Below are 19,180 nucleotides of genomic sequence, written 5' to 3'. Positions count from 1 at the left end.
CGACCGACCGCGCCGCCCGCCCCCACGGGCGGGCGGCGCGCCGACGGACCGCTTCGGAAACTCTTCTGAATCAGTAGGCATGCCCGGCGGCTGGCCGGGCATCAGAGGGGCAGCCCAACCGGACCACGAGAGGTGATGACATGACCACTGACAAGGCTGTGATGGACGCGTCCGCCGTCTCGGACCCGGCTGCGGCGCCCGCGGCGGGCGCCGATCTGCCGTGGGTGGAGGACGCGGGCAAGATCGCGCCCAGGGACGCCCGGGAGCTGTCGAGGGTGTTCTTCGACCGGCTGCAGACCCTCGAAGAGGGCACGCCGGAGTACGCGTACGCGCGCAACACCCTGATCGAGATGAACATGTCGCTGGTGCAGTTCAGCGCGCGCCGCTTCCGGGGGCGCGGCCCGGAGGAGATGGAGGACATCCTCCAGGTCGGCACCATCGGCCTGATCAAGGCCATCGACCGGTTCGACCTGAGCCGCGAGGTGGAGTTCACCACCTTCGCCGTCCCCTACATCGTCGGCGAGATGAAGCGGTTCTTCCGTGACACCTCCTGGGCCGTCCACGTGCCGCGCCGGCTCCAGGAGCTGCGCGTCGAGCTGGCCAAGGCCCGCGACCACCTCACTGCCGTACTGGACACCCCGCCCACCGTCGCCGAACTGGCCGCCTACCTCGAACTCACCGAGGACGAGGTCATCGAGGGCCTGGTCGCCTCCAACGGCTACACCGCGGGCTCCATCGACCTGCCGGTCGGCGACGACGGCGACAGCTCGGCGGAGGCCGGCCGTACGTACGCCGACACCATCGGCGAGTGGGACCCCGCGATGGACCTGGTGGAGAACTTCCAGGCGCTGGCCCCGCTGCTCAAGCGCCTCGACGCCCGCGAACGCCTGCTGCTCCAGATGCGCTTCGGCCAGGAGATGACCCAGGCCGAGATCGGTGCGGAACTGGGCTACTCCCAGATGCACGTCTCCCGCCTGCTGTCCCGCATCGTCGCCAAGCTCCGCGCGGGCATGCTCACCGAGCGCTGACCGACCCGCCGCCCGCGGCGGGCGCCGGGTCAGCCGCTGCCGCTCCGCCCGGCCTCGGCTTCCCGCCACAGCGCGGGAAACCGGTCGGCGAACTCGGCCTCCACCCAGGTCAGCCGCCGGGCCGGCAGGGACCGGCCCGGCGCGGGGGCCGTCGCGGCCAGCCGCTCCAGCAGGGTCCGGATCCGGGCCAGCACCATCGGGGAGTTCGCGGCGGCGATGACGTCGTCAAGGCCGGTGCGGAAGAAGTCCTCCCACTCGGGGCGCCGGACCACCAGCCGCACCCGGCCGTCAGGACCCGCGACCCGCAGCGGACCCGCCCGGTGGGTGCGCCGCGCCGCGGGACCGCCGAGCAGGTCCTCCAGGCAGTCCAGGGCCTGTACCGCGGTGGCCGGGTCGTTGACGGCCGGGGACAGTGCCCGGAGCGCGATGTCGGCCAGCAGCCGGAACGCGAGCACCGGGTCCCGGTCGAAGGTCGGCTCGACCCCGGTCGCCAGCGCGCCCAGCACCACGGCGTCCGGCAGCGCGGCGCCGTGCACCTCGGCGATCGCCGCCCCGTGGCGCAGCGTGGACCCGGGCGGGCCGCACAGCACGACGACCGCGCCGGCCGCGTGCGCGGACTCCAGCAGCCGTTCCACGTCGATCTCCTGCAGTACCGCGGACGGGTTCGGCCAGCTGACCGTCGCGACCGGCGGCGCCGCCGCCGAGGTGGGCGCGGATCCCGCCGCGGGGCCGTCCGGCGGGTAGAGCGCGTCGAGGGCCGCACGGCCGCGTTCGGTGATCGTGTGCAGGACCGGGGCCAGCTCGATCGAGCCGAGGGCGCGCAGCTGCAGGACCCGCAGCAGGGCCAGCATCACCAGGAGCAGGACCGCGGCGAGCGCCGGCAGGGCCACCGACACGTGCGCGCGGCCGCCGACGGTCAGCGCCGCCGTGACGCAGAAGACCGCGAGGCCGATGGCGAAGGCGAACGTCCGCCACACGATCGGCGCGTCGCGGAACAGCGCCAGACGCGGTGTGAAGCTGGTGTGCGCCCACTGCACCACCAGGAACAGCAGCGAGAAGATCACCGTCACCGTACCGAGGACACCGACTCCCAGAGCCAGCAGCATGTCGACCACCGGGCGGCCCGGAACGGCGGGTCCGCCGGAGATCCTCGGCCCGAGCAGCCCCAGTCCCAGCCCCGCCAGCGTGGCCAGCAGCTGGACCAGTCCGGCCCGCAGACGCCGTCTGCGCGGCAGCGGCGTACGCCCGCGGCCGCCGGCTCTCCTCATCCCGGCCGCCGCGGGCCGCCGCGCGGCAGCGCGCCTCCGGGGCCGGCGCCCGGCACCGTGAGCAGAGCAACGAACATGCTCAGAGTCTCGCCCGCGCCGGCCAGGACTGCCTCCCAGGACCGACGCCCAGCAGGGGTGCGGGGCAGGCCGGTGGGCGGCGGCCGCACGGAGGGGGCGGCAGACGAGTGGGGCTGTAGGCCGGGTTCTGTGCCCGGGGGCCTCGCGGCCCGTCGGGCGACGGCCATCCATCTAGGGCTGCCGTTGCCGACAGCCTCGTGCGGTCTACCCGCGGACTCGGGCGGGCAGCCCTCGAACGTCCGCGCGGGCGGCGTATCGCTACGACGCCCTCTTGACCTTGCTCCGGGTGGGGTTTACCTAGCTGCCCAGGTCGCCCTGGGCACTGGTGGTCTCTTACACCACCGTTTCACCCTTACCGGGGACCGAGGTCCCCGGCGGTCTGTTTTCTGTGGCACTGTCCCGCGGGTCACCCCGGGTGGCCGTTAGCCATCACCCTGCCCTGTGGAGCCCGGACCTTCCTCGGCAGGACCCTGGGGTCCTGACGCGGCCGTCCGCCCGGCTCGTCTGCCGTAGCCCCATCGTAGTGGATCAGGCCGGGGTGAAGAGCACGCCGGGGCGGGCCGGGCCGGCCTCGGTGAGGCGGACGCGCAGGTGGCGGCCGAGCGGCAGTGGCGGGGCGCCAGGGGCGGACTCGACGGGTGCGGCGATCGGCGGGCTGCCCAGCTGGACGGTGCCGGCGCCCGGGTGGGCGTCCTCGACGTCGATGACGACGGCGTCGAAGACCTCGCCGGCCCGGTCTGCCAGCAGGGCCGCCTCCGCCAGGTCCAGGCCCGCGCGTTCGGCCTGGGCGGCCCGCCGGGCGCCGCCGGCCATCTCGGCGGGCAGCGCGTCGAGCGCGTCGAGGACCCAGCCGGGCGGCCGCGTACCCGCCGCCGCGGCCAGGCACAGCTCGCCGGTGTAGCGGTCGACGAGGCGGTGCGACGCACGGGTGCAGTGCGCGTACGGGGCCGCCACGGCGGCGTGCACGGCGTGGCCGGGGACGTCCCCGTCGCGGAAGACGGTGTATCCCGCGCCGCGCAGCAGCGCCGCGCACTCCTGCGCGAAGGCGGCGTCCCGGGGCCGGTGCGGCTGGAGGGCGCGGACGACGGAGGCGTACGGGGCGCCGTCCGGCCACCGCACGCCCAGCGCGTGCGCGACGCGGCGCAGCCGGGCCACCGAGGCGGCGGGGGCGGCGGGCAGCGTCCGCAGGACGCCGGTGCCCGAGCGCAGCATCAGCCCGGCCGCCGCCATGCCGGTGAGCAGCGCGATCTGGGCGTTCCACGCGTCGGCGGGCAGCGGGCTGCGGTAGCCGAGGACGTAACCGCCACCGGTCCGGGTGAGTTCCTGCTCGGGGACGTCGAGGGAGACGCCGCCGCGCGCCACCTCCAGAGCCGCGCGCCGGGTGCCGACGGCGTCGAGCAGGGCGACCGGCTCCTCGGCCGTGCCGGCGTCGACGGCCCGCTGCACCGTCGCGCAGTCCAGCCGGGCGCGGCTGCGGATCCGGGCACGGCGGACGTCGGTCGCGAGCAGGTCGCCGTCCCGGTCGAGGTCGAGCCGCCACAGCAGCGCCGGCCGCTCCTCACCCGGCAGCAGCGCCGCCGCGCCCTCCCCCAACGCCGGCGGGTACAGCGGCACCCGGCCGTCCGGGAAGTCCAGCGTCACCGCCCGGCGGTGCGCCTCCTCGTCCAGCGCGCCACCGTGGGTGACGAAGGCGGCGAGGTCGGCGACGGCGTAATGGACCCGGTAGCCGCCGGCGGTACGGGCCAGGTGCATCGCCCGGTCCGGACCCTGGGAGCCGGGCGGATCGACGGTGAAGAGCGGTACGCCCGTCGCGTCCTCCGGCGGCATCCGGGGCGCCCGGGCGGCCGCGTCCGCCTCGGCCAGCGCCGCCGGCGGGAAGCCGCCTGGCACCCCCGGGGCGGTACGCAGCGCGGCCAGCCCGGCCCGCAGCGCGGTGGCGTCTTCGGCCCGAACGTGCAGGTGGCGGCGGGGCATGCGGCGACCCTACGGCCGGGTGCGCGGTCCGGCGGGGCACCACACCGCCGTGCGGCGCCGCGTAGGCTGCTGCGGGTCCGTCCGCGTGATTGCGAGGAGAAACCGTGCTCGTCCTGCTGCCGCCGTCCGAGGGGAAGGCCACCGCCGTACGCGGGCGGCCGGTCGCGCTCGACCAGCTGTCCATGCCGGGACTCGGCGAGGCGCGCGCGGCGGTCCTCGACGAGCTCGTCGGCCTGTGCGCCGCCGACGAGGACAAGGCGGCGGAGGTGCTCGGGCTCAGCCCCGGGCTGCGCGGCGAGGTCGCCAGGAACGCCGGGCTCCGCACCGCCCCCGCGATGCCCGCCGGGCGGGTCTACACCGGGGTCCTCTACGACGCGCTCGGCCTCGCCACGCTGGACGCCGCCGCCCGGCGGCGGGCCGGGAAGTCGCTGCTGGTCTTCTCCGGGCTGTGGGGTGCGGTACGCCCGGCCGACCGCATCCCGGCCTACCGGTGCTCGATGGCGGTACGCCTGCCGGGGCTCGGCGGGCTCGCCGCGTACTGGAAGCCGCACCTCGACCGGGTCCTGCCGGAGGCGGCGGGGGGCGGGCTGGTGCTCGACCTGCGCTCCTCGGTGTACGCCGGGGCCTGGCGGCCGCGGGGCGAGGTGGCCGCGCGTACGGCGACGGTGCGGGTGCTGCAGGTCAGCGTGGTCGACGGCGTCGAGCGGCGGAGTGTGGTGTCGCACTTCAACAAGGCCACGAAGGGTCGGCTGGTGCGGGCGCTGCTCACGTCCGGGGCCAGGCCCCGGACCCCTGCGGCCCTCGCGTCCGACCTCCGCGATCTCGGCTTCGCCGTGGAGGGGGACGGGGCGCGCCTCGACGTGCTGGTGCACGACCTCTAGGCCGCCGCGGACAGCCCCTCCGGGGCTGGGCTCTCCGTTCTGCCCCAGCACTTCGCCTGGGTTCCCCCCAGGCACCCCTGGGGGGGTGCCACTTGCCGTAGCGCTGCCTCTATCCCGGTGTCGTGGTTGCGCGCGCAGTTCCCCGCGCCCCTGGGGGGGTGCCACTTGCTGTGACGGTGCCTCTATCCCGGTGTCGCGGTTGCGCGGGCAGGTCCTCGCGGGCCTTTTGGGTTGAGCTCTGTGGAGAGGGTGGGCGTTCTTCAGGGGCGCGGGGAACTGCGCGACGAGCCACGTCGGCGGGGATGACGCACCGCCACCGCAAGTGGCAATCACCTGGGGGGTGGGCTGAGCCTCGCAGAGGGGTTGCGGAGGATGCAACGGGCGTTGCAGGGGGTGGTCCGGGGGGACAGGATATGGCGCATGGACACCGTGTTCGGCCTCGCGCCCGTGATACCCGTCGTCGTCGTGGAGCACGCCGCCGACGCCGTACCGCTCGCGCGGGCGCTGCTCGCGGGGGGGCTCGGGGCCGTCGAGATCACGTTGCGGACGCCGGTCGCGCTGGAGGCGATCCAGGCGGTGGCGCATGGGGTGCCGGACGCCGTGGTCGGGGCCGGCACCGTGCTGACGCCCGATCACGCGGCGGCGGCCGCCGCCGCGGGCGCGCGGTTCCTGGTCAGCCCGGGGTGGACCGAGCGGCTGCTCGACGCGATGTGCGGAACGGGGCTGCCGTATCTGCCCGGCGTCTCGACCGCCTCCGAGGTGCTCGACCTGCTCGAACGCGGCGTCACCGACATGAAGTTCTTCCCGGCGGAGGCGGCCGGCGGGGTGCCGTTCCTGCGGTCGCTGGCCTCGCCGCTGCCGCGGGCGCGGTTCTGCCCGACCGGCGGGATCGACGCGGCCCGCGCGCCGCAGTATCTGGCGCTGCCGAACGTGGCCTGCGTCGGCGGCAGTTGGATGCTCCCGAAGGACCTGCTCGCCGCCCGCGACTGGGAGGGCGTCACCGCGCTGGCGAAGGAGGCCGCGGCGCTCAGGCCAGGTGCGCGGTGGAGTTGAGGAAGCGGACGGACGCGTTGCCGTCGGCGTAGTGGGCCACCGCGGACAGCGACGCCGGGGCGAGGTCCATCCGGAAGACGGCCTCGTGCGGCGCGCCGAGCGCCAGCCGTAGCAGCGTCTTGACCGGGGTCACATGGCTGACCAGCAGCAGCGTACGGCCGCGGTGTGCGGCCAGCAGGTCGTCGCGGGTACGGGCCACCCGTGAGGTGACGTCGTCGAAGCTCTCGCCCCCGGGCGGCGCGGCGGCCGGTGAGCCGAACCAGGCGTCGAGCTCGGCCGGATACCGCTCGCGCACCTCGGCGAAGGTCAGGCCCTCCCACGCCCCGAACGCCGTCTCGCGCAGGCCGTCGGCGACGGTGACCGGCAGCCCCAGCCGGTCGGCCACCGCCTGCGCGGTCTGCCGGCAGCGGGCCAGCGGGGAGGAGACGACGGCGTCGACCTCGGCCAGGGCGGCGGCCCGCGCCGCCTGCCGCGCCTGTGCGCGGCCGTGCTCGGAGAGCGCGGGGTCCGCGCCGCCGCTGCCGGAGAAGCGGCGCTCGGCGGTGTGCGCGGTCTCCCCGTGCCGCAGCAGGACGAGGACGGTCGCGTCCTGCACCGCCTACAGCCCGGAGTCGGCCGTACGCACCAGGATCCGGCGGCAGTTCTCGCAGCGCACGACCTCGTTCGCCGGGGCGGCCCGCACCTCGTTCAGCTCGGTGATGTTCAGCTCCAGCCGGCAGCCCTCGCAGCGCTTCTGGTAGAGCCGGGCGGCGCCGACGCCGCCCTGCTGGGCGCGGAGCTTGTCGTAGAGCTTGATCAGGTCCTCGGGCACGGTCGAGGCCAGCACCTCGCGCTCCTTGGACGCGGTGAAGCCCTCCGCGTCGATGCCTTCCAGCGCCGCGGACTTGCGGGCCTCGGCCTCGGCGGACTTGGCCTGCACCGACTCGACCCGGGCGGCCAATTCGGTGGCCCGCTCCTGGGCGGCCTCGCGGCGTTCCATGACGTCGAGGACGACGTCCTCCAGGTCGGACTGCCGCCTGGCCAGCGAGGCGAGTTCGCGCTGCAGGTTCTCCAGGTCCTTGGGGCCGACCGCGCCGGTGTCCAGCCGCTGCTGGTCGCGGGCGGCACGCTGGCGCACCTGGTCGACGTCCTGCTCGGCCTTGGTCTGCTCGCGTGCGGTGTCGCTCTCCTCGGTCTGCGCGGCGACCAGCAGGTCGCGCAGCTGGGCGAGGTCGGCGCCGAGCCGTTCCAGCTCGGAGTGCTCGGGGAGGTTCCTGCTCTTGTGGTCCAGCTGCGCGATGCGCGCGTCGAGTGCCTGGACTTCGAGGAGGCGGATCTGGTCGGCGGGCTCGGCGTTCAGCGGGGGGCTCCTGGGCTGCTGGAAGGGACGGAGGAAGCGGAGGGTGCGTGCGCCGTCCACGGGTCGGTGACGGCGTACGAGACCTGGGTGCTCAGCGCCCAGCCGTACCGGTCGGCGAGCGCTTCGACCTCGCGGGCGGCCTGCGGGCACCACGGCCACTCGGTGGCCCAGTGGGCGGCGTCGAGCAGCGCGGGAGGGCCGGCCTGGCGGGCCTCGGAGGCGGGGTGGTGGCGCAGGTCGGCGGTCAGATACGCGTCCACGCCCGAGGCCCGCACCTGCTCGAAGAGGCCGTCGCCGGACCCGCCGCACACCGCGACGGTACGGATCGGCGCGGCCGGGTCGCCTGCGATCCGCAGTCCCGTGGCAGTGGCGGGCAGCCCGCGGGCGGCCTGTGCGGCGAATTCGGCCAGGCTCAGCGGGTCGTCGAGCGTACCGATCCTGCCGAGGCCGCGGCGGCCCTCGGGGTCGGCCGGGTCGGGCACCAGCGGGCCGGTGACCCGCAGGCCCACCGCGGCGGCCAGCGCGTCGGAGACGCCGGGGTCGGCGCGGTCGGCGTTGGTGTGCGCCACGTAGAGGCCGACGCCGGCCCGGATCAGGTCGTGGACGACCTGCCCTTTGAAGCCGGCGCGGCCGACCGGGGCGACCGTGGTGGTGCCGCGCAGATACAGCGGGTGGTGGGTGACCAGCAGGCCGGCGCCGGCCGCGATCGCCTCGTCCACGACCTGCTGGACGGGGTCGACGGCGAAGAGGACCCGGCCGACGTCCGCGGCGGGGTCGCCGCACACCAGGCCCACGGCGTCCCACGACTCGGCCAGTGCCGGGGGCCAGAGAGCGTCGAGGGCGGCGGTGACGTCGGAGAGGCGGGGCACATATGAAGGTTACCCGGGTTGCCGCAGGACCGGTTCCCAGGAGGCCCGCGCGGGACCCCGGCCCCCTCGGGGCCCTGGTCCCGCGCGGGGAAGGCGCGGAGGTCAGCCGGCGAGGTAGCGGGTCAGGTCGGCCACCACCTGGTCGGCGGCGGTGACGCCGAGGCCCAGATACCAGGTCTCGTCGGGGACGTCGAAGGCGTGGCCCGCCTTGACGGCGCTGAGGTTCTTCCACAGCGGGTTGGACTGGGCGCGCGCCTTGTCCGTGGTGCCGGGGTCGCCGTAGACGCCGGTGAAGATGTAGTCGCCGTCCGCCTTGTCGATGTTCTCGGCCGAGATCTCCGCGGCGAGGTCGTCGATGTCCTGGATCTTGGGGCGCGGGATGCCCGCGTCCTTGAGGATCGTGCCGATGAAGGAGGCGTTGCCGTAGAGCCGGGTCTTGCCGTCCTGCATGTAGCGGACCATCGACACGACGGGCTTGTGCGCGCCGAGCGCGGTGTCGAGCGCCCTGATGCGCTTGTCGTAGTCGGCGAGCTCGGCCTTGGCCTCGGCGGTCTTGTCCAGGGCGGCGGCGTTCAGCAGGTAGTTCTGCTTCCAGGTGAAGCCGGGGCGGACGGAGAAGACGGTCGGCGCGATCTTGCTGAGCGCCGCGTACTGCGGGGCGGCCCGCAGCTGGCTGCCGAGGATCAGGTCGGGGTGCAGGCCGGCGATGGCCTCCAGGTTGAGGCTGTTGATGGTGCCGACGCTCTTCGGCTGCCCGCCGTCCTTCTTCAGATACGACGGCAGCTCGGGCGAACCCTCGCTCGGCGCGTAGCCGACCGGCTTGACGCCGAGGGAGACGACGTTGTCCAGCTCGCCGACGTCGAGCACCACGACCCGGGTCGGCTGGGCCTTGATCACGGTGGTGCCCATGGCGTGGGTCACCGTGCGCGGCCACTGGCCCGGTGCGGCGTCGGTGCCCATCGCGGCGGTCTTGTCGGCGGCGGAACCGAAGTCCTTGCCGCCCTTGGCGACGGACTGCTTGTCTCTGCCCTTGGCGGCGGTGCCGCTGTCACTGCCGGAGCCGTCGGAGGAGCTGCCGCAGGCGGCGAGGGACAGGCCGGCGGCGACGGCGAGGGCGACGACGGCGGTGTAGCGGCGCCGATGAGACATGGGAGCACTCCTGAAGCGATTCTCAGCAATTTCTTAGGTGAGCCTAACCTGAGTAGCAGGAAGGGGGTGTTCCGGCCCCCTCCCGTCGCCCCGCGCCCCGCCCCGGGCAGCACAACTGCCGCGTTCCTGCGGGGGAATCGCACGAACCGGCACCCTTATGTGTGAACCGCACCAGGTCGCGTTGATCGTCCGGAAGTACGAAAAGTACGGTCCTGAACCGGAGGAGGACGATTCATATGACCGTCAGTGCAGTAGGGGCCATGAGCGCTCTGCGTACGGTGGGCGCACCGCGTGCCGTGCGCCGGTCGGGCTTCACGATCGCCGCGGACGGTTCGTACGCGGCCTGCCTCGCCGAGGCGGTGCCGCCCGGCGGGCCCGCGGGGGCCGGCGGGGGGCTGCTCCCCGAGCGCTGGACGCTCGCCGGACCCGAGCCGTACGCCGTGCCCCTGCCGGGTCCGCGGCCCGAGCGGCCCGGCACGCAGGTGCTGGCGCTCGCCGACGGGCGGGTGCTGATCAGCCGCCGGGGCGACGGCCGTTGCGACCTCGCGCTGCTCTACCCGACCGGGCCCGACACCGGAGAGCTGCCGGTGGGCTCGCTCACCGGCACCGACGTGCGGTTGCTGCCACCCGCGCCGGGCGGGGCGTACGCCCTCGCGTATCAGGAGGACGGCGACCGCACCGGGATCTGGCGGGTGCTCGGCACGCCCGACGGGCTGCCCCGGCCGGTCATGACGGTGCCGGGCCGCTGCACCGGCGGCGTCTGGCTGGACCGGGCGGGGCGGCTGCTCGCGGTGGACCGCGAGCTTGACGGCCGTACGAAGGCGGTGGCCGCCGACCTGCACACCAGCCGCACCAGCCCGCTGCTGCAGATCACCGACGACAGCGACGACCGGCTGCTGCTCGCAGAACCCGACAGCGGGCTGCTGCTGTTGCGCAGCGACGCCACCGGTGAGGCGCGGCTGGGGTGGGGGGTGCTCGGCAGTAGGCGGCCGGTGCGCTTCCCCGACGCGCTGCGGGTGCCGGGGGTGCTGCTCACCCCGGTCGCCGCGCAGCCCGGGCAGATCCTGATGCCCGAGGCGTCGGTGGTGGCGCTGCGTGCGGAGGTGCCGGGCGGGGCGGAGTCGCTGGCGCTGTGGCGGCCGGGTGAACGCCGGCTGCACTGGCGGGCGTCGCCGCCCGGGTGGCTGGGCGCGGCCGGCATGTGGCTGCCCGGGGACGAGCTGCGGCTGCCCTATGCCGCCGGCGACTGCCCGTGCGGGCTCGCCGCGTACGACCCGCCGGCCAGCTGGCCAGAGCCGGCCGCGGTGGCCGCGGCGGCGGGCTCTGGCGTGGTCGTCCAGGTGCCGGCCGCCGCCCGCCCGCTGGCTCTGGCGCCGGCTCCGCCGGCACGGCGGGAATGGTGCGTGCTGCCGTTGCAGCAGGCCCCGTTGGCGGGGTGACCCCCATGACCGTGGTCCTGCGGGCGCCAGTAGACTCGCCACTCGCCGTCGCGCGCCGGGGTACCCAACGTGACAACGGGTTCTCCCTGCTTGCCCGTTTTCGGCGGCGCCGCCTTTCCACGGGGAGTACGAGCATGTCCGACGCCAGTGCCGCGGAGCGGCAGCCAGACGGGTCGCCCGGCCGCCACCGCGGCCCCGCCTCCCCTGAGCCCCCGGGCTCCCCCGAGCCCCCACCGGGCCGCCACCGCCGCCCGTCCTAGCCCCCGGCCCCCCCCACCTGCCGGTGGCCCGGCTCCGACGGCAACAGCCCCTTTCGTCCGGTGACGACCCGCACCCCCGATGGGCCGCCGCCCGCCGCAGACGGCGCCCCCCAAGGGGCGCGGGGAACGGCGCGCGCAACCACCCACCCGGTGGCCCGGCTACGACAGCAACAGCCCCTTTCGGCCGGTGACGACCCGCACGCCCGGTCGTGGCTGGTCGCGCAGTTCCCCGCACCCCTGGAGGGGCACCGCCCGTCGCAGAGGGCAAGCTGCCCGAGGGGGCTGAGGGCCGGGACATTTGTACCGGGGAGGCGGGGACAATCGGGGCTGCCCCGGGGGAGACGCCCGCGCGTAGCGTCATGTGCATGGACATGACGGGGGCGGCCCGCTTCAGGGCCGTACGGAAGAGATTCGGCAGCGTCGAAGCCGTGGCAGGGCTCGACCTGGACATCGCCAGAGGCGAAACCTTGGCTCTGCTCGGACGCAACGGCGCCGGCAAGTCGACGGCCATCGCGTTGCTGCTCGGGCTGGACCGGCCGGACTCCGGTGAGGTGCGGCTGTTCGGCGGGTCGCCGCAGGAGGCCGTACGGGCTGGGCGGGTGGGGGCGATGCTGCAGGTCGGGCAACCCATTCCGCGCGCCACGGTCAAGGAGCTGGTCGGCTTCGTGGCGTCCACGTATCCGCGTCCGATGACGACCGGCGAGGCACTCGCCCTGGCCGGGATCAGCGAGCTGGCCGGGCGCCGGGTGGACCGGCTGTCCGGCGGCCAGGCCCAGCGGCTGCGCTTCGCGCTGGCCGTGGCGGGCAGCCCGGAACTGCTCGTGCTTGACGAGCCGACCGCCGCGCTCGACGTCGAGGCCCGGCGCGCCTTCTGGCGCTCGATGCGGAGTTACGCGGCCCGCGGCAACACGGTGCTGTTCTCCACGCACTACCTGGAGGAGGCGGACGGCAACGCCGACCGCATCGTGGTGATCGACCAGGGCCGTACGGTCGCGGACGGTACCGGCGAGGCCATCAAGCGGCAGGTCGGCGCGACGCTCGTGTCGTTCGACCTGGCGGGCGGCGGCACCGAGGGCCTGCGCGGGCTGCCCGGGGTGATCGCCATGGAGGTCCGCGGCGAGCGGGCCGTGCTGCGCAGCGCCGACTCCGACGCCACCGTGCTGGCCCTGGCACGGGCAGACCGGGTGTGCCGGCTCGCGGTGGCGCCGGCCAGCCTGGAGGACGCCTTCCTGACCCTGACCGCACACACCGGCGAGGACACCGACGCCGCCGAGCCGTACGAGGAGGCCGTCCGATGATCGAGTACGTGCGCCTGGAAGTCCGCCGCACCCTGCGGGACACCGGTTTCGTGATCGTCGGGGTGGCCACCCCGCTGATGATGTACCTGCTGTTCACCAACCTCGGCACCGGCGACAGCAGCCAGGACAAGATGGACTACGCCCGCTTCTCGATGATCGGCATGGCCGCGTACGGCGCGCTGGGCGCGGCGCTCGCTGTGGGGCCGGGCGTCGCGGAGGACAAGGGGCGCGGCTGGCTCCGGCAGTTGCGGGTCACCCCGTTGACCCCGCTGCAAGTGGTGCTCGGGCGGGCGCTGACCGCCGGCGTCACCGTGCTGCCGGCGATCGTGACCGTCTTCACGGCGGGCGCGCTGGTCAACGGCGTACGCCTGGCGGTGTGGCAGTGGGCGGCGGCGGCCGGGCTGATGTGGCTGGGCACGATCCCCTTCACACTGCTCGGCCTGGGCAACGGCTACGGCCTGACCGCGCAGACCACCGGTGTCGTGAGCATGGTCAGCATGATGGGGCTCTCGGTGATCGGCGGGCTGTGGATCCCGGTCGAGGTCTTCCCGCGCTGGCTGGCCGCGGTCTCCCGCTGGACCCCGACCAACCGCTTCGGTGACCTGGGCTGGAGCGTGCTCGACCACCGTGCCCCAGGGCTCGGCACGGTCGGTGTGCTGGGCCTTTGGCTGGTCCTTTTCGCCGGATACGCTGTGTTCGCCTACCGGCGGAGCGCACGAACGGCGTAGGGCCGAGGCTCCCCGCCGGACACGGGACGGACGCAGTGCCGACGGGGACGGGGATCGACATGGCCACGACAGAGGACCAGGCAGATCAGGAGTGCCGGAGAGCGTGGTGGAGGCGCGGTCCGATGGAGTTCGAGCAGGAGATCGAGCATCTCAAGGCGCCGGACGGCGGGGCGCTGATCCCGTGGCTGCTGATGGTGGTCGGCCCGGGCACCGACATCGCCAAGGGCGAGGTGCGGATGCCGTGGCTGGCGGCGTCCGGCCTCGCCGTCTTCTGCGTGCTGTACGTGGCCACGATCAAGTCGGCGTTCAGCCCGCGGCTGCGAAAAGGCCCGCTGCCGTACCAGCTGCTCTGGGCGCTGACGGCGATCACGCTGTCGCTGTCGATCGTCTACGGCGACAACTTCATGCTGCTGTTCGTGCTGGTGTCGCTGTGCGCGGGCACGGTGTCGAGCAGCCGGCGCGGGCTCGGCCTGATGCTGACGCTGCTCAGTGCCGCCGCCGGCACCGTGTCGGGGCTGCACCACGAGGGGTTCTGGAGCACCGCGAGCCTGTCGTACGGCACGTTCCTGTCCGGGCTGGTCGTCTCGGTGATCATCACCCTCTTCCACGCGGTGGACCAGCTCAAGCGGACCCGGCAGGAGCTGGCGCGCAACGCCGTGGCCGAGGAGCGGCTGCGCTTCTCCCGCGACCTGCACGACCTGCTTGGCCACACCCTGTCGGTGGTCGTGGTGAAGGCCGAGGCCGCGCGGCGGCTGGCGCCGCGCGACCTGGAGGCGGCGCTGACCCAGGTCGGCGACATCGAGTCGGTCGGCCGGCAGGCGCTGACGGAGATCCGTGAGGCCGTCACGGGCTACCGGGAGGGCAGCCTGTCGACCGAACTGGACCGCGCGCGCTCGGCACTGGCCGCCTCCGACATCGAGGTCGTCCTCCAGGAGTCGGGCCCGCCGCTGCCCCCGCAGACCGAGGCGCTGCTGGGCTGGGTGGTGCGCGAGGGCGTCACCAATGTCGTACGCCACAGCGGCGCGACGCTGACCCGTATCGAACTGCGCTCGGCCGACGGCCTGGCCCACCTCACGATCACCGACAACGGCCACGGCCCTGTCGCCCCGGCCCCCGCCTCGTCCGGCGCGACGGCCACCCTGCAGTCCACCCGCACCGGGACCGGGCTGCGCGGGCTGAGCGAACGCCTCGCCGCCGCGGGCGGCTCCCTGACCTCGGGCCCCTCCCCCACCGGCGGCTTCCGGGTGGCGGCGGTCCTGCCGGTGGGCGAGGACGCGACGGCCTGACGGCGTGCGCGCGCCTGCACCCGGGGGCAGCCGGCCCGCAGCCGTCAGCCGCGGAGGTCGGCGATCAGCCGGAAGCGCTCCAGGACCACCGGGGTGTCGTCGTCCACGGTGAACTGCGGGTCGTCCATCGCGGCCCGCATCTCGGGCCCGTGCCAGAAGTCCTCGTGGCCGCGGCGCCAGGCGGCGACGCTCTCGTCGCCCTCGCCCTCGTCCAGCGCGTGGGCGAGGTCCACCTCCCGCAGCGGCACCACCCGCACCTCGGTGATCTCGATGACGGCGACCGGACGGCCGTCGGAGTCGACGACCACCGAGCGCTGCCCCGGCTCGGGCAGCGCCTCGCCCTCGTGCTCGTAGGCGGCGGCGACCCCGGTGGTGGCCGTCTTGCTGCCGTCCAGCACGGCCGCGACCAGCCGGTCCCGCAGCGGCCCGGGAAACCCGAACCCGGCCTCGGGCAGGGCGGCGAGGTCCAGGCCGCCGGCGAACTCCGGCTGAGCGGCGGGGCCGGCGGAGGCGGGGTGGTGGGTCATGGCGTCATGCTAGGCCGCGAGGGCGGCAGGGGGCGACCGGACCGGGTCTACGCTGAGCGCGTGACGGACGAGGACAAGCCGGTGCGGGTGCTGCTCGCAGAGGATCAGGGCATGATGCGGGGGGCGCTGGCACTGCTGCTCGACCTGGAGGACGACATGGAGGTCGTCGCGCAGGTGGCGGCCGGGGACCGGATCGTCGAGGAGGCGCTTGCCGCCCGCCCGGACGTGGCGCTGCTCGACATCGAACTGCCGGGCCGCAGCGGGCTGGACGCCGCCGCGGAGCTGCGGCAGCGGCTGCCGGAGTGCCAGGTGCTGATCCTGACGACCTTCGGGCGGCCGGGGTATCTGCGGCGCGCGATGGAGGCGGGGGCAGCCGGTTTCCTGGTCAAGGACGGGCCGGTGGAGGAACTGGCCGGGGCGATCAGGCGGGTGCTGCGCGGCGAGCGGGTGATCGACCCGGCGCTGGCCGCCGCGGCGCTCAGCGCCGGGCCGAGCCCGCTCACCCAGCGGGAGCAGGACGTGCTGAACGCCGCGGCGGACGGCGCCACGGTGGCCGACATCGCCGGGCGGCTGTTCCTGTCGGAGTCGACGGTGCGCAACTACCTGTCGGCCGCGATAGGCAAGACCGGCACCCGCAACCGCATGGAGGCGCTGCGCGCCGCCCGGCAGAACGGCTGGCTGTGACCGCCCGGGGTCACAGCTCCCGCGGCACCGGTTTCGGCAGCAGCACCACCAGGCACGTACCGGCGGCCAGGAAGGCCGCGCCGATCAGGAAGGCCAGGCCGTAGCCGGAGGCCAGCGCCTCGCCGCCGCTCGCGCCGCCGGAGGTACGGGTCGCGCTACGGGAGGCGGCGGCCGTCGCGAGGATGGTCAGGCCGAGGGCGCCGCCGAGTTGGCGTGAGGTGTTCAGCAGGCCGGAGACCAGGCCCTGTTCGCCGCGGTCGACGCCCGACATGGCCACCGCGGAGACCGGGGTGAGCAGCAGGCCCGCGCCGAGCATGGTGAGGATGCCGGGGCCGAGGATGATGCCGAGGAAGGTGCCGTCCGCGGTGATCCGGCTCTGCCACAGCGCGCCCGCGACCGCGATGACGCCGCCGGCCGCGCCGATCAGCCGGGGGTCGATCCGGTTCATCAGCCGGGGGGCGAGTTTGGAGCCGACGATGATCGCGACGGTGTGCGGCAGGAAGGACAGGCCGGCGCGTATCGGGCTGTAGTGCAGCACCTGTTGCATGTAGAGCGACAGGAAGTACCAGACGGCGAAGGTCGCGGCGCCCGCGGTGAAGAGCACGGTGTTGGCGGAGGCCACCGAGCGGATGGTGAACAGCCGCAGCGGGATGAGGGGTTGGGCGGTCCGCGCCTCCACCGCGGTGAACAGCGCCAGCACCGCGAGGCCGCCGATCAGCGGGCCGAGCGAGACCGCCGAACTCCAGCCGTGCGACTCGGTCTCGGCGATGCCGTACGCGATGGCGGCGACGCCGCCGGTGACCAGGACCGCGCCCGGCACGTCGAGCCTGCGGACCGTGGCGCCCCGGCTCTCGGTCAGCCACAGGGCCGCGCCGACCAGTACCAGTGCGCCGACCGGCACGTTGACCAGCAGCACCCAGCGCCAGGACAGCAGGTCGGTGAGCAGGCCGCCGACCAGGCCGCCGGCCGCGCCGCCGCCGGCGCCGACCGCGGTCCAGGTGCCGATGGCCCGGGTCCGCTCGGGTCCTTCGGGGAAGGAGGTGGTGAGGATGGACAGCGTGGTCGGGGCGAGCACCGCCGAGCCCAGGCCCTGCACGGCGCGGGCGGTGATCAGCATCCACGGGCTCTGGGCGAGCCCGCCGGCCAGGCTGGCCGCGGTGAACAGGCCAAGACCGGTCAGGAAGGTGCGCTTGCGGCCGAAGAGGTCGGCCGCCCGGCCGCCGAGCAGCAGGAAGCCGGCGAAGGCGAGCGCGTATCCGTTGACCACCCACTGCTGGCCGGTCTCGCCGAAGCCGAGGGCGCCGCGCATCGACGGCAGCGCGACGTTGACCACCGACACGTCGAGGACGACCAGGAACTGGCCCGCGCACACCGCGAGCACCACCGCCCAGCCGGGCGGCCCGGAGCGCTTGCCGCGGTCGGTGGAGCCGGTGGGGCCGGTCGGGGTGCGCTGTCCGAGGATGTCGCTCACGACGTCCATGCTGCCCTGACCGGCCGCGGCGGGGCATCGATATTTCGGCCTACGCCCCTCAGCCCAGGCCCGCCCCCGCACCGCGCCCGCCGGCCGCCGGCGGACGACCCGCCCGTACGCCCACCGGCCCGCCGCGACCAGCGGGTTCGTAGGATGCCGGGATGACCGACGTGCTCGCGGCGTTCGAGGCCGCCAAGGGGTTCATGCCCGCCGACGAGGGCATGGCGCTGCACCGGGCCGCCTGCGCCGCCGGCGCGGAGTCGGGGCTGCCGCTGCTCGAAGTGGGCACCTACTGCGGGCGGTCCACGATCCTGCTGGCGGACGCGGCCCGGCAGGCGGGCACCGTCGTGGTGACCGTGGACCACCACCGGGGCAGTGAGGAGCAGCAGCCCGGCTGGGAGTACCACGACCCGTCGCTGGTTGACCCGCACACCGGGCTGATCGACACCGTGCCGCACTTCCGCCGTACGCTGCACGCGGCCGGCCTCGAAGACCACGTGGTCGCGGTGGTGGGGCGGTCGCCGCAGGTGGCGGCGCTGTGGACGCGGCCGTTCAGCCTGGTCTTCATCGACGGCGGCCACACCGACGAGCACGCCACGGCCGACTACGAAGGGTGGGCGCCGCGGGTCGCGAAGGGCGGACTGCTGGCGATCCACGACGTTTTCGCCGATCCGGCGGACGGCGGCCAGGCGCCCTACCGCATCTACCGCCGCGCGCTGGAGTCCGGTGCCTTCGTCCAGGAGTCGGCCACCCGCTCGCTCCAGCTGTTGCGCTCGGTGACCGGCGACGCCGCACGGTAGTAACGCGCCTGTGGTGCCGGCCCGTTGGCCAGGGCCGGTGCGAGGCCCCGAACGCGGCCGATAGAGTCGCGGGCGTGTTCAGCAACGAGTCACACGGGGGCGCTCGGAGCCGGTCGCTGGTCATCACCGCAGTCGTGGTGGTGGCGGCGCTGGCGGGGGGTTGGTTCGTGTACGACGCACAGCACGACTCCGGCCCGGGACCGGCGGCGGCCGGCGGCTCCGCGGGGACCGCGCCGGCCGCGCCCAAGGCGACGCGGGGCGGCGGCCCGGCCGGTTCCCCGGTCGCGCACGGTGACGGCGGTGCTACGCCCTCGTCGCCCGCCGCACCCCGCGCGGAACTCGCGGGCAGGACCGTCGTCATCGACCCCGGGCACAATCTCGGCAACGCGAAGCACACGAGCGAGATCAACAAGCTGGTCGACATCGGCACCAACCGCAAGGCGTGCGACACCACCGGGACCGCCACCAACGCCGGTTATCCCGAGGCCATGTACACGCTGGACGTCGCCCACCGGGTGCGCACCCTGCTGCAGGCACGCGGCGCCAAGGTCCTGCTCACCTACGACGGCGACCGGGCGTACGGCCCCTGCGTGGACGAGCGGGCCAGGATCGGGAACGCGGCGCACGCCGACGCGGCCCTGTCGATCCACGCGGACGGCGCTCCCGCCAACCGCTTCGGCTTCCATGTGATCGCCCCGAAATCGGTGCACAAGGGGGCTGCGGACACCCGGGCCATCGCGGCGCCCTCGCTCCGGCTGGCGACCACCGTGCGGTCGCACTTCAAGGCCGTCACCGGCGAGCCGCTGGCCAACTACCTGGGCGGCAAGGGGCTGACGATCCGCGACGACCTCGGCGGGCTCAACCTCTCCACGGTGCCGAAGATCTTCATCGAGTGCGGCAACATGCGCAACGCCCACGACGCCGCCGCGTTGACGAACGCCGCCTGGCGGCAGCAGGCTGCACAGGGGATCGCCGACGGGCTCACCGCTTTCCTCGAAGGGAAGAGGTGACAGAGCTGTAGCAGTCCGGTATGGATCGTGCACCAATG

Annotated in this window: 17 protein-coding genes, 1 other RNA gene and 1 pseudogene; 10 read left to right on the top strand and 9 right to left on the bottom strand. The window is 74.6% G+C overall.

Annotated elements, in window-relative coordinates:
• Positions 1–161: 161 nt before the first annotated feature.
• Positions 162–1,028 (top strand): SigB/SigF/SigG family RNA polymerase sigma factor, encoded by an 867-nt coding sequence (locus OG702_RS26010; protein WP_327293375.1) that lies wholly within the window; start codon positions 162–164, stop codon positions 1,026–1,028.
• 29 nt (positions 1,029–1,057) lie between these two features.
• Here OG702_RS26010 and OG702_RS26005 read toward each other — a convergent pair whose 3' ends face one another.
• The 3 genes from OG702_RS26005 to OG702_RS25995 form a co-directional block, all read right to left on the bottom strand.
• The gene (locus OG702_RS26005; protein ID WP_327291355.1) at positions 1,058–2,296 is read right to left on the bottom strand and encodes a DUF2254 family protein; all 1,239 of its coding nucleotides are present in this window, start codon (positions 2,294–2,296) and stop codon (positions 1,058–1,060) included.
• Between the two features lie 178 nt (positions 2,297–2,474).
• An RNA gene (gene rnpB / locus OG702_RS26000) (RNase P RNA component class A) lies at positions 2,475–2,877 on the bottom strand.
• Between the two features lie 25 nt (positions 2,878–2,902).
• Positions 2,903–4,348 (bottom strand): RNB domain-containing ribonuclease, encoded by a 1,446-nt coding sequence (locus OG702_RS25995; RefSeq protein ID WP_327291354.1) that lies wholly within the window; start codon positions 4,346–4,348, stop codon positions 2,903–2,905.
• 104 nt (positions 4,349–4,452) lie between these two features.
• Between OG702_RS25995 and yaaA the strand changes: the two genes are divergently transcribed.
• Both yaaA and eda read left to right on the top strand, forming a co-directional pair.
• Positions 4,453–5,229 carry a peroxide stress protein YaaA gene (gene yaaA / locus OG702_RS25990; RefSeq protein WP_327291352.1) on the top strand — a complete coding sequence of 259 codons (777 nt, stop codon included), beginning with the start codon at positions 4,453–4,455 and terminating at the stop codon, positions 5,227–5,229.
• Between the two features lie 420 nt (positions 5,230–5,649).
• The gene (eda, locus tag OG702_RS25985) at positions 5,650–6,282 is read left to right on the top strand and encodes a bifunctional 4-hydroxy-2-oxoglutarate aldolase/2-dehydro-3-deoxy-phosphogluconate aldolase (protein ID WP_327291351.1); all 633 of its coding nucleotides are present in this window, start codon (positions 5,650–5,652) and stop codon (positions 6,280–6,282) included.
• Here the strand turns inward: eda and OG702_RS25980 are convergent.
• The 4 genes and pseudogenes from OG702_RS25980 to OG702_RS25965 form a co-directional block, all read right to left on the bottom strand.
• Positions 6,257–6,865 (bottom strand): annotated as a pseudogene (locus tag OG702_RS25980) (histidine phosphatase family protein); the annotation flags it as partial. The gene eda and the pseudogene OG702_RS25980 overlap by 26 nt on opposite strands.
• A 15-nt stretch (positions 6,866–6,880) precedes the next feature.
• Positions 6,881–7,621 carry a zinc ribbon domain-containing protein gene (locus OG702_RS25975; RefSeq protein WP_327293374.1) on the bottom strand — a complete coding sequence of 247 codons (741 nt, stop codon included), beginning with the start codon at positions 7,619–7,621 and terminating at the stop codon, positions 6,881–6,883.
• Complete coding sequence (locus OG702_RS25970) at positions 7,618–8,490, bottom strand: Nif3-like dinuclear metal center hexameric protein (RefSeq protein ID WP_327291350.1); 873 nt, start codon at positions 8,488–8,490, stop codon at positions 7,618–7,620. Before OG702_RS25970 ends, OG702_RS25975 begins: the two co-directional genes overlap by 4 nt.
• Positions 8,491–8,592: 102 nt before the next feature.
• Positions 8,593–9,639 carry an ABC transporter substrate-binding protein gene (locus tag OG702_RS25965; RefSeq protein ID WP_327291349.1) on the bottom strand — a complete coding sequence of 349 codons (1,047 nt, stop codon included), beginning with the start codon at positions 9,637–9,639 and terminating at the stop codon, positions 8,593–8,595.
• A gap of 260 nt (positions 9,640–9,899) precedes the next feature.
• Between OG702_RS25965 and OG702_RS25960 the strand changes: the two genes are divergently transcribed.
• The 4 genes from OG702_RS25960 to OG702_RS25945 all read left to right on the top strand — a co-directional run bounded on the left by OG702_RS25960 (position 9,900) and on the right by OG702_RS25945 (position 14,650).
• Positions 9,900–11,078, top strand: coding sequence for a hypothetical protein (locus OG702_RS25960; protein ID WP_327291348.1), 1,179 nt, complete (start codon positions 9,900–9,902; stop codon positions 11,076–11,078).
• Between the two features lie 625 nt (positions 11,079–11,703).
• Positions 11,704–12,636, top strand: coding sequence for an ABC transporter ATP-binding protein (locus OG702_RS25955; RefSeq protein ID WP_327291347.1), 933 nt, complete (start codon positions 11,704–11,706; stop codon positions 12,634–12,636).
• Complete coding sequence (locus OG702_RS25950) at positions 12,633–13,364, top strand: ABC transporter permease (protein ID WP_327291346.1); 732 nt, start codon at positions 12,633–12,635, stop codon at positions 13,362–13,364. The genes OG702_RS25955 and OG702_RS25950 overlap by 4 nt, the downstream gene beginning before the upstream one ends.
• Before the next feature lie 122 nt (positions 13,365–13,486).
• On the top strand, positions 13,487–14,650 hold the full coding sequence (locus tag OG702_RS25945; protein WP_327291345.1) for a sensor histidine kinase: 1,164 nt from the start codon (positions 13,487–13,489) through the stop codon (positions 14,648–14,650).
• A 44-nt stretch (positions 14,651–14,694) separates the two neighbouring features.
• Here the strand turns inward: OG702_RS25945 and OG702_RS25940 are convergent, their stop codons facing one another.
• Positions 14,695–15,177 (bottom strand): ASCH domain-containing protein, encoded by a 483-nt coding sequence (locus OG702_RS25940; protein ID WP_327291344.1) that lies wholly within the window; start codon positions 15,175–15,177, stop codon positions 14,695–14,697.
• Between the two features lie 6 nt (positions 15,178–15,183).
• Between OG702_RS25940 and OG702_RS25935 the strand changes: the two genes are divergently transcribed.
• Entirely contained in the window at positions 15,184–15,861 is a 678-nt protein-coding gene (locus OG702_RS25935) for a response regulator (RefSeq protein ID WP_442814539.1), read from the top strand.
• 10 nt (positions 15,862–15,871) lie between these two features.
• On the opposite strand, the gene OG702_RS25930 is transcribed toward OG702_RS25935, so the two are convergent.
• Complete coding sequence (locus tag OG702_RS25930; protein WP_442814734.1) at positions 15,872–17,323, bottom strand: MFS transporter; 1,452 nt, start codon at positions 17,321–17,323, stop codon at positions 15,872–15,874.
• A 170-nt stretch (positions 17,324–17,493) separates the two neighbouring features.
• Between OG702_RS25930 and OG702_RS25925 the strand changes: the two genes are divergently transcribed.
• The gene (locus OG702_RS25925) at positions 17,494–18,132 is read left to right on the top strand and encodes a class I SAM-dependent methyltransferase (RefSeq protein ID WP_327291341.1); all 639 of its coding nucleotides are present in this window, start codon (positions 17,494–17,496) and stop codon (positions 18,130–18,132) included.
• A gap of 74 nt (positions 18,133–18,206) precedes the next feature.
• Positions 18,207–19,142 (top strand): N-acetylmuramoyl-L-alanine amidase, encoded by a 936-nt coding sequence (locus OG702_RS25920; protein WP_327291340.1) that lies wholly within the window; start codon positions 18,207–18,209, stop codon positions 19,140–19,142.
• Positions 19,143–19,180 lie beyond the last annotated feature (38 nt).

The organism is Streptomyces sp. NBC_01198 (genome assembly GCF_036010485.1).
GTDB lineage: Bacteria > Actinomycetota > Actinomycetes > Streptomycetales > Streptomycetaceae > Actinacidiphila.
The sequence above is the reverse complement of the archived record's forward strand: the minus strand, read 5'-3'. Positions and strand labels throughout refer to the sequence as shown.

Bases quoted from the DNA above. Each gene is read 5' to 3' on its own strand.
- eda (WP_327291351.1), top strand. From the start codon at position 5,650: ATGGACACCGTGTTCGGCCTCGCGCCCGTGATACCCGTCGTCGTCGTG.
- OG702_RS25950 (WP_327291346.1), top strand. From the start codon at position 12,633: ATGATCGAGTACGTGCGCCTGGAAGTCCGCCGCACCCTGCGGGACACC.
- OG702_RS25945 (WP_327291345.1), top strand. From the start codon at position 13,487: ATGGAGTTCGAGCAGGAGATCGAGCATCTCAAGGCGCCGGACGGCGGG.
- OG702_RS26005 (WP_327291355.1), bottom strand. From the start codon at position 2,296: ATGAGGAGAGCCGGCGGCCGCGGGCGTACGCCGCTGCCGCGCAGACGG.
- OG702_RS25965 (WP_327291349.1), bottom strand. From the start codon at position 9,639: ATGTCTCATCGGCGCCGCTACACCGCCGTCGTCGCCCTCGCCGTCGCC.
- OG702_RS25925 (WP_327291341.1), top strand. From the start codon at position 17,494: ATGACCGACGTGCTCGCGGCGTTCGAGGCCGCCAAGGGGTTCATGCCC.
- OG702_RS25955 (WP_327291347.1), top strand. From the start codon at position 11,704: ATGGACATGACGGGGGCGGCCCGCTTCAGGGCCGTACGGAAGAGATTC.
- OG702_RS25960 (WP_327291348.1), top strand. From the start codon at position 9,900: ATGAGCGCTCTGCGTACGGTGGGCGCACCGCGTGCCGTGCGCCGGTCG.
- OG702_RS26010 (WP_327293375.1), top strand. From the start codon at position 162: ATGGACGCGTCCGCCGTCTCGGACCCGGCTGCGGCGCCCGCGGCGGGC.
- OG702_RS25940 (WP_327291344.1), bottom strand. From the start codon at position 15,177: ATGACCCACCACCCCGCCTCCGCCGGCCCCGCCGCTCAGCCGGAGTTC.
- OG702_RS25935 (WP_442814539.1), top strand. From the start codon at position 15,184: ATGCTAGGCCGCGAGGGCGGCAGGGGGCGACCGGACCGGGTCTACGCT.
- OG702_RS25995 (WP_327291354.1), bottom strand. From the start codon at position 4,348: ATGCCCCGCCGCCACCTGCACGTTCGGGCCGAAGACGCCACCGCGCTG.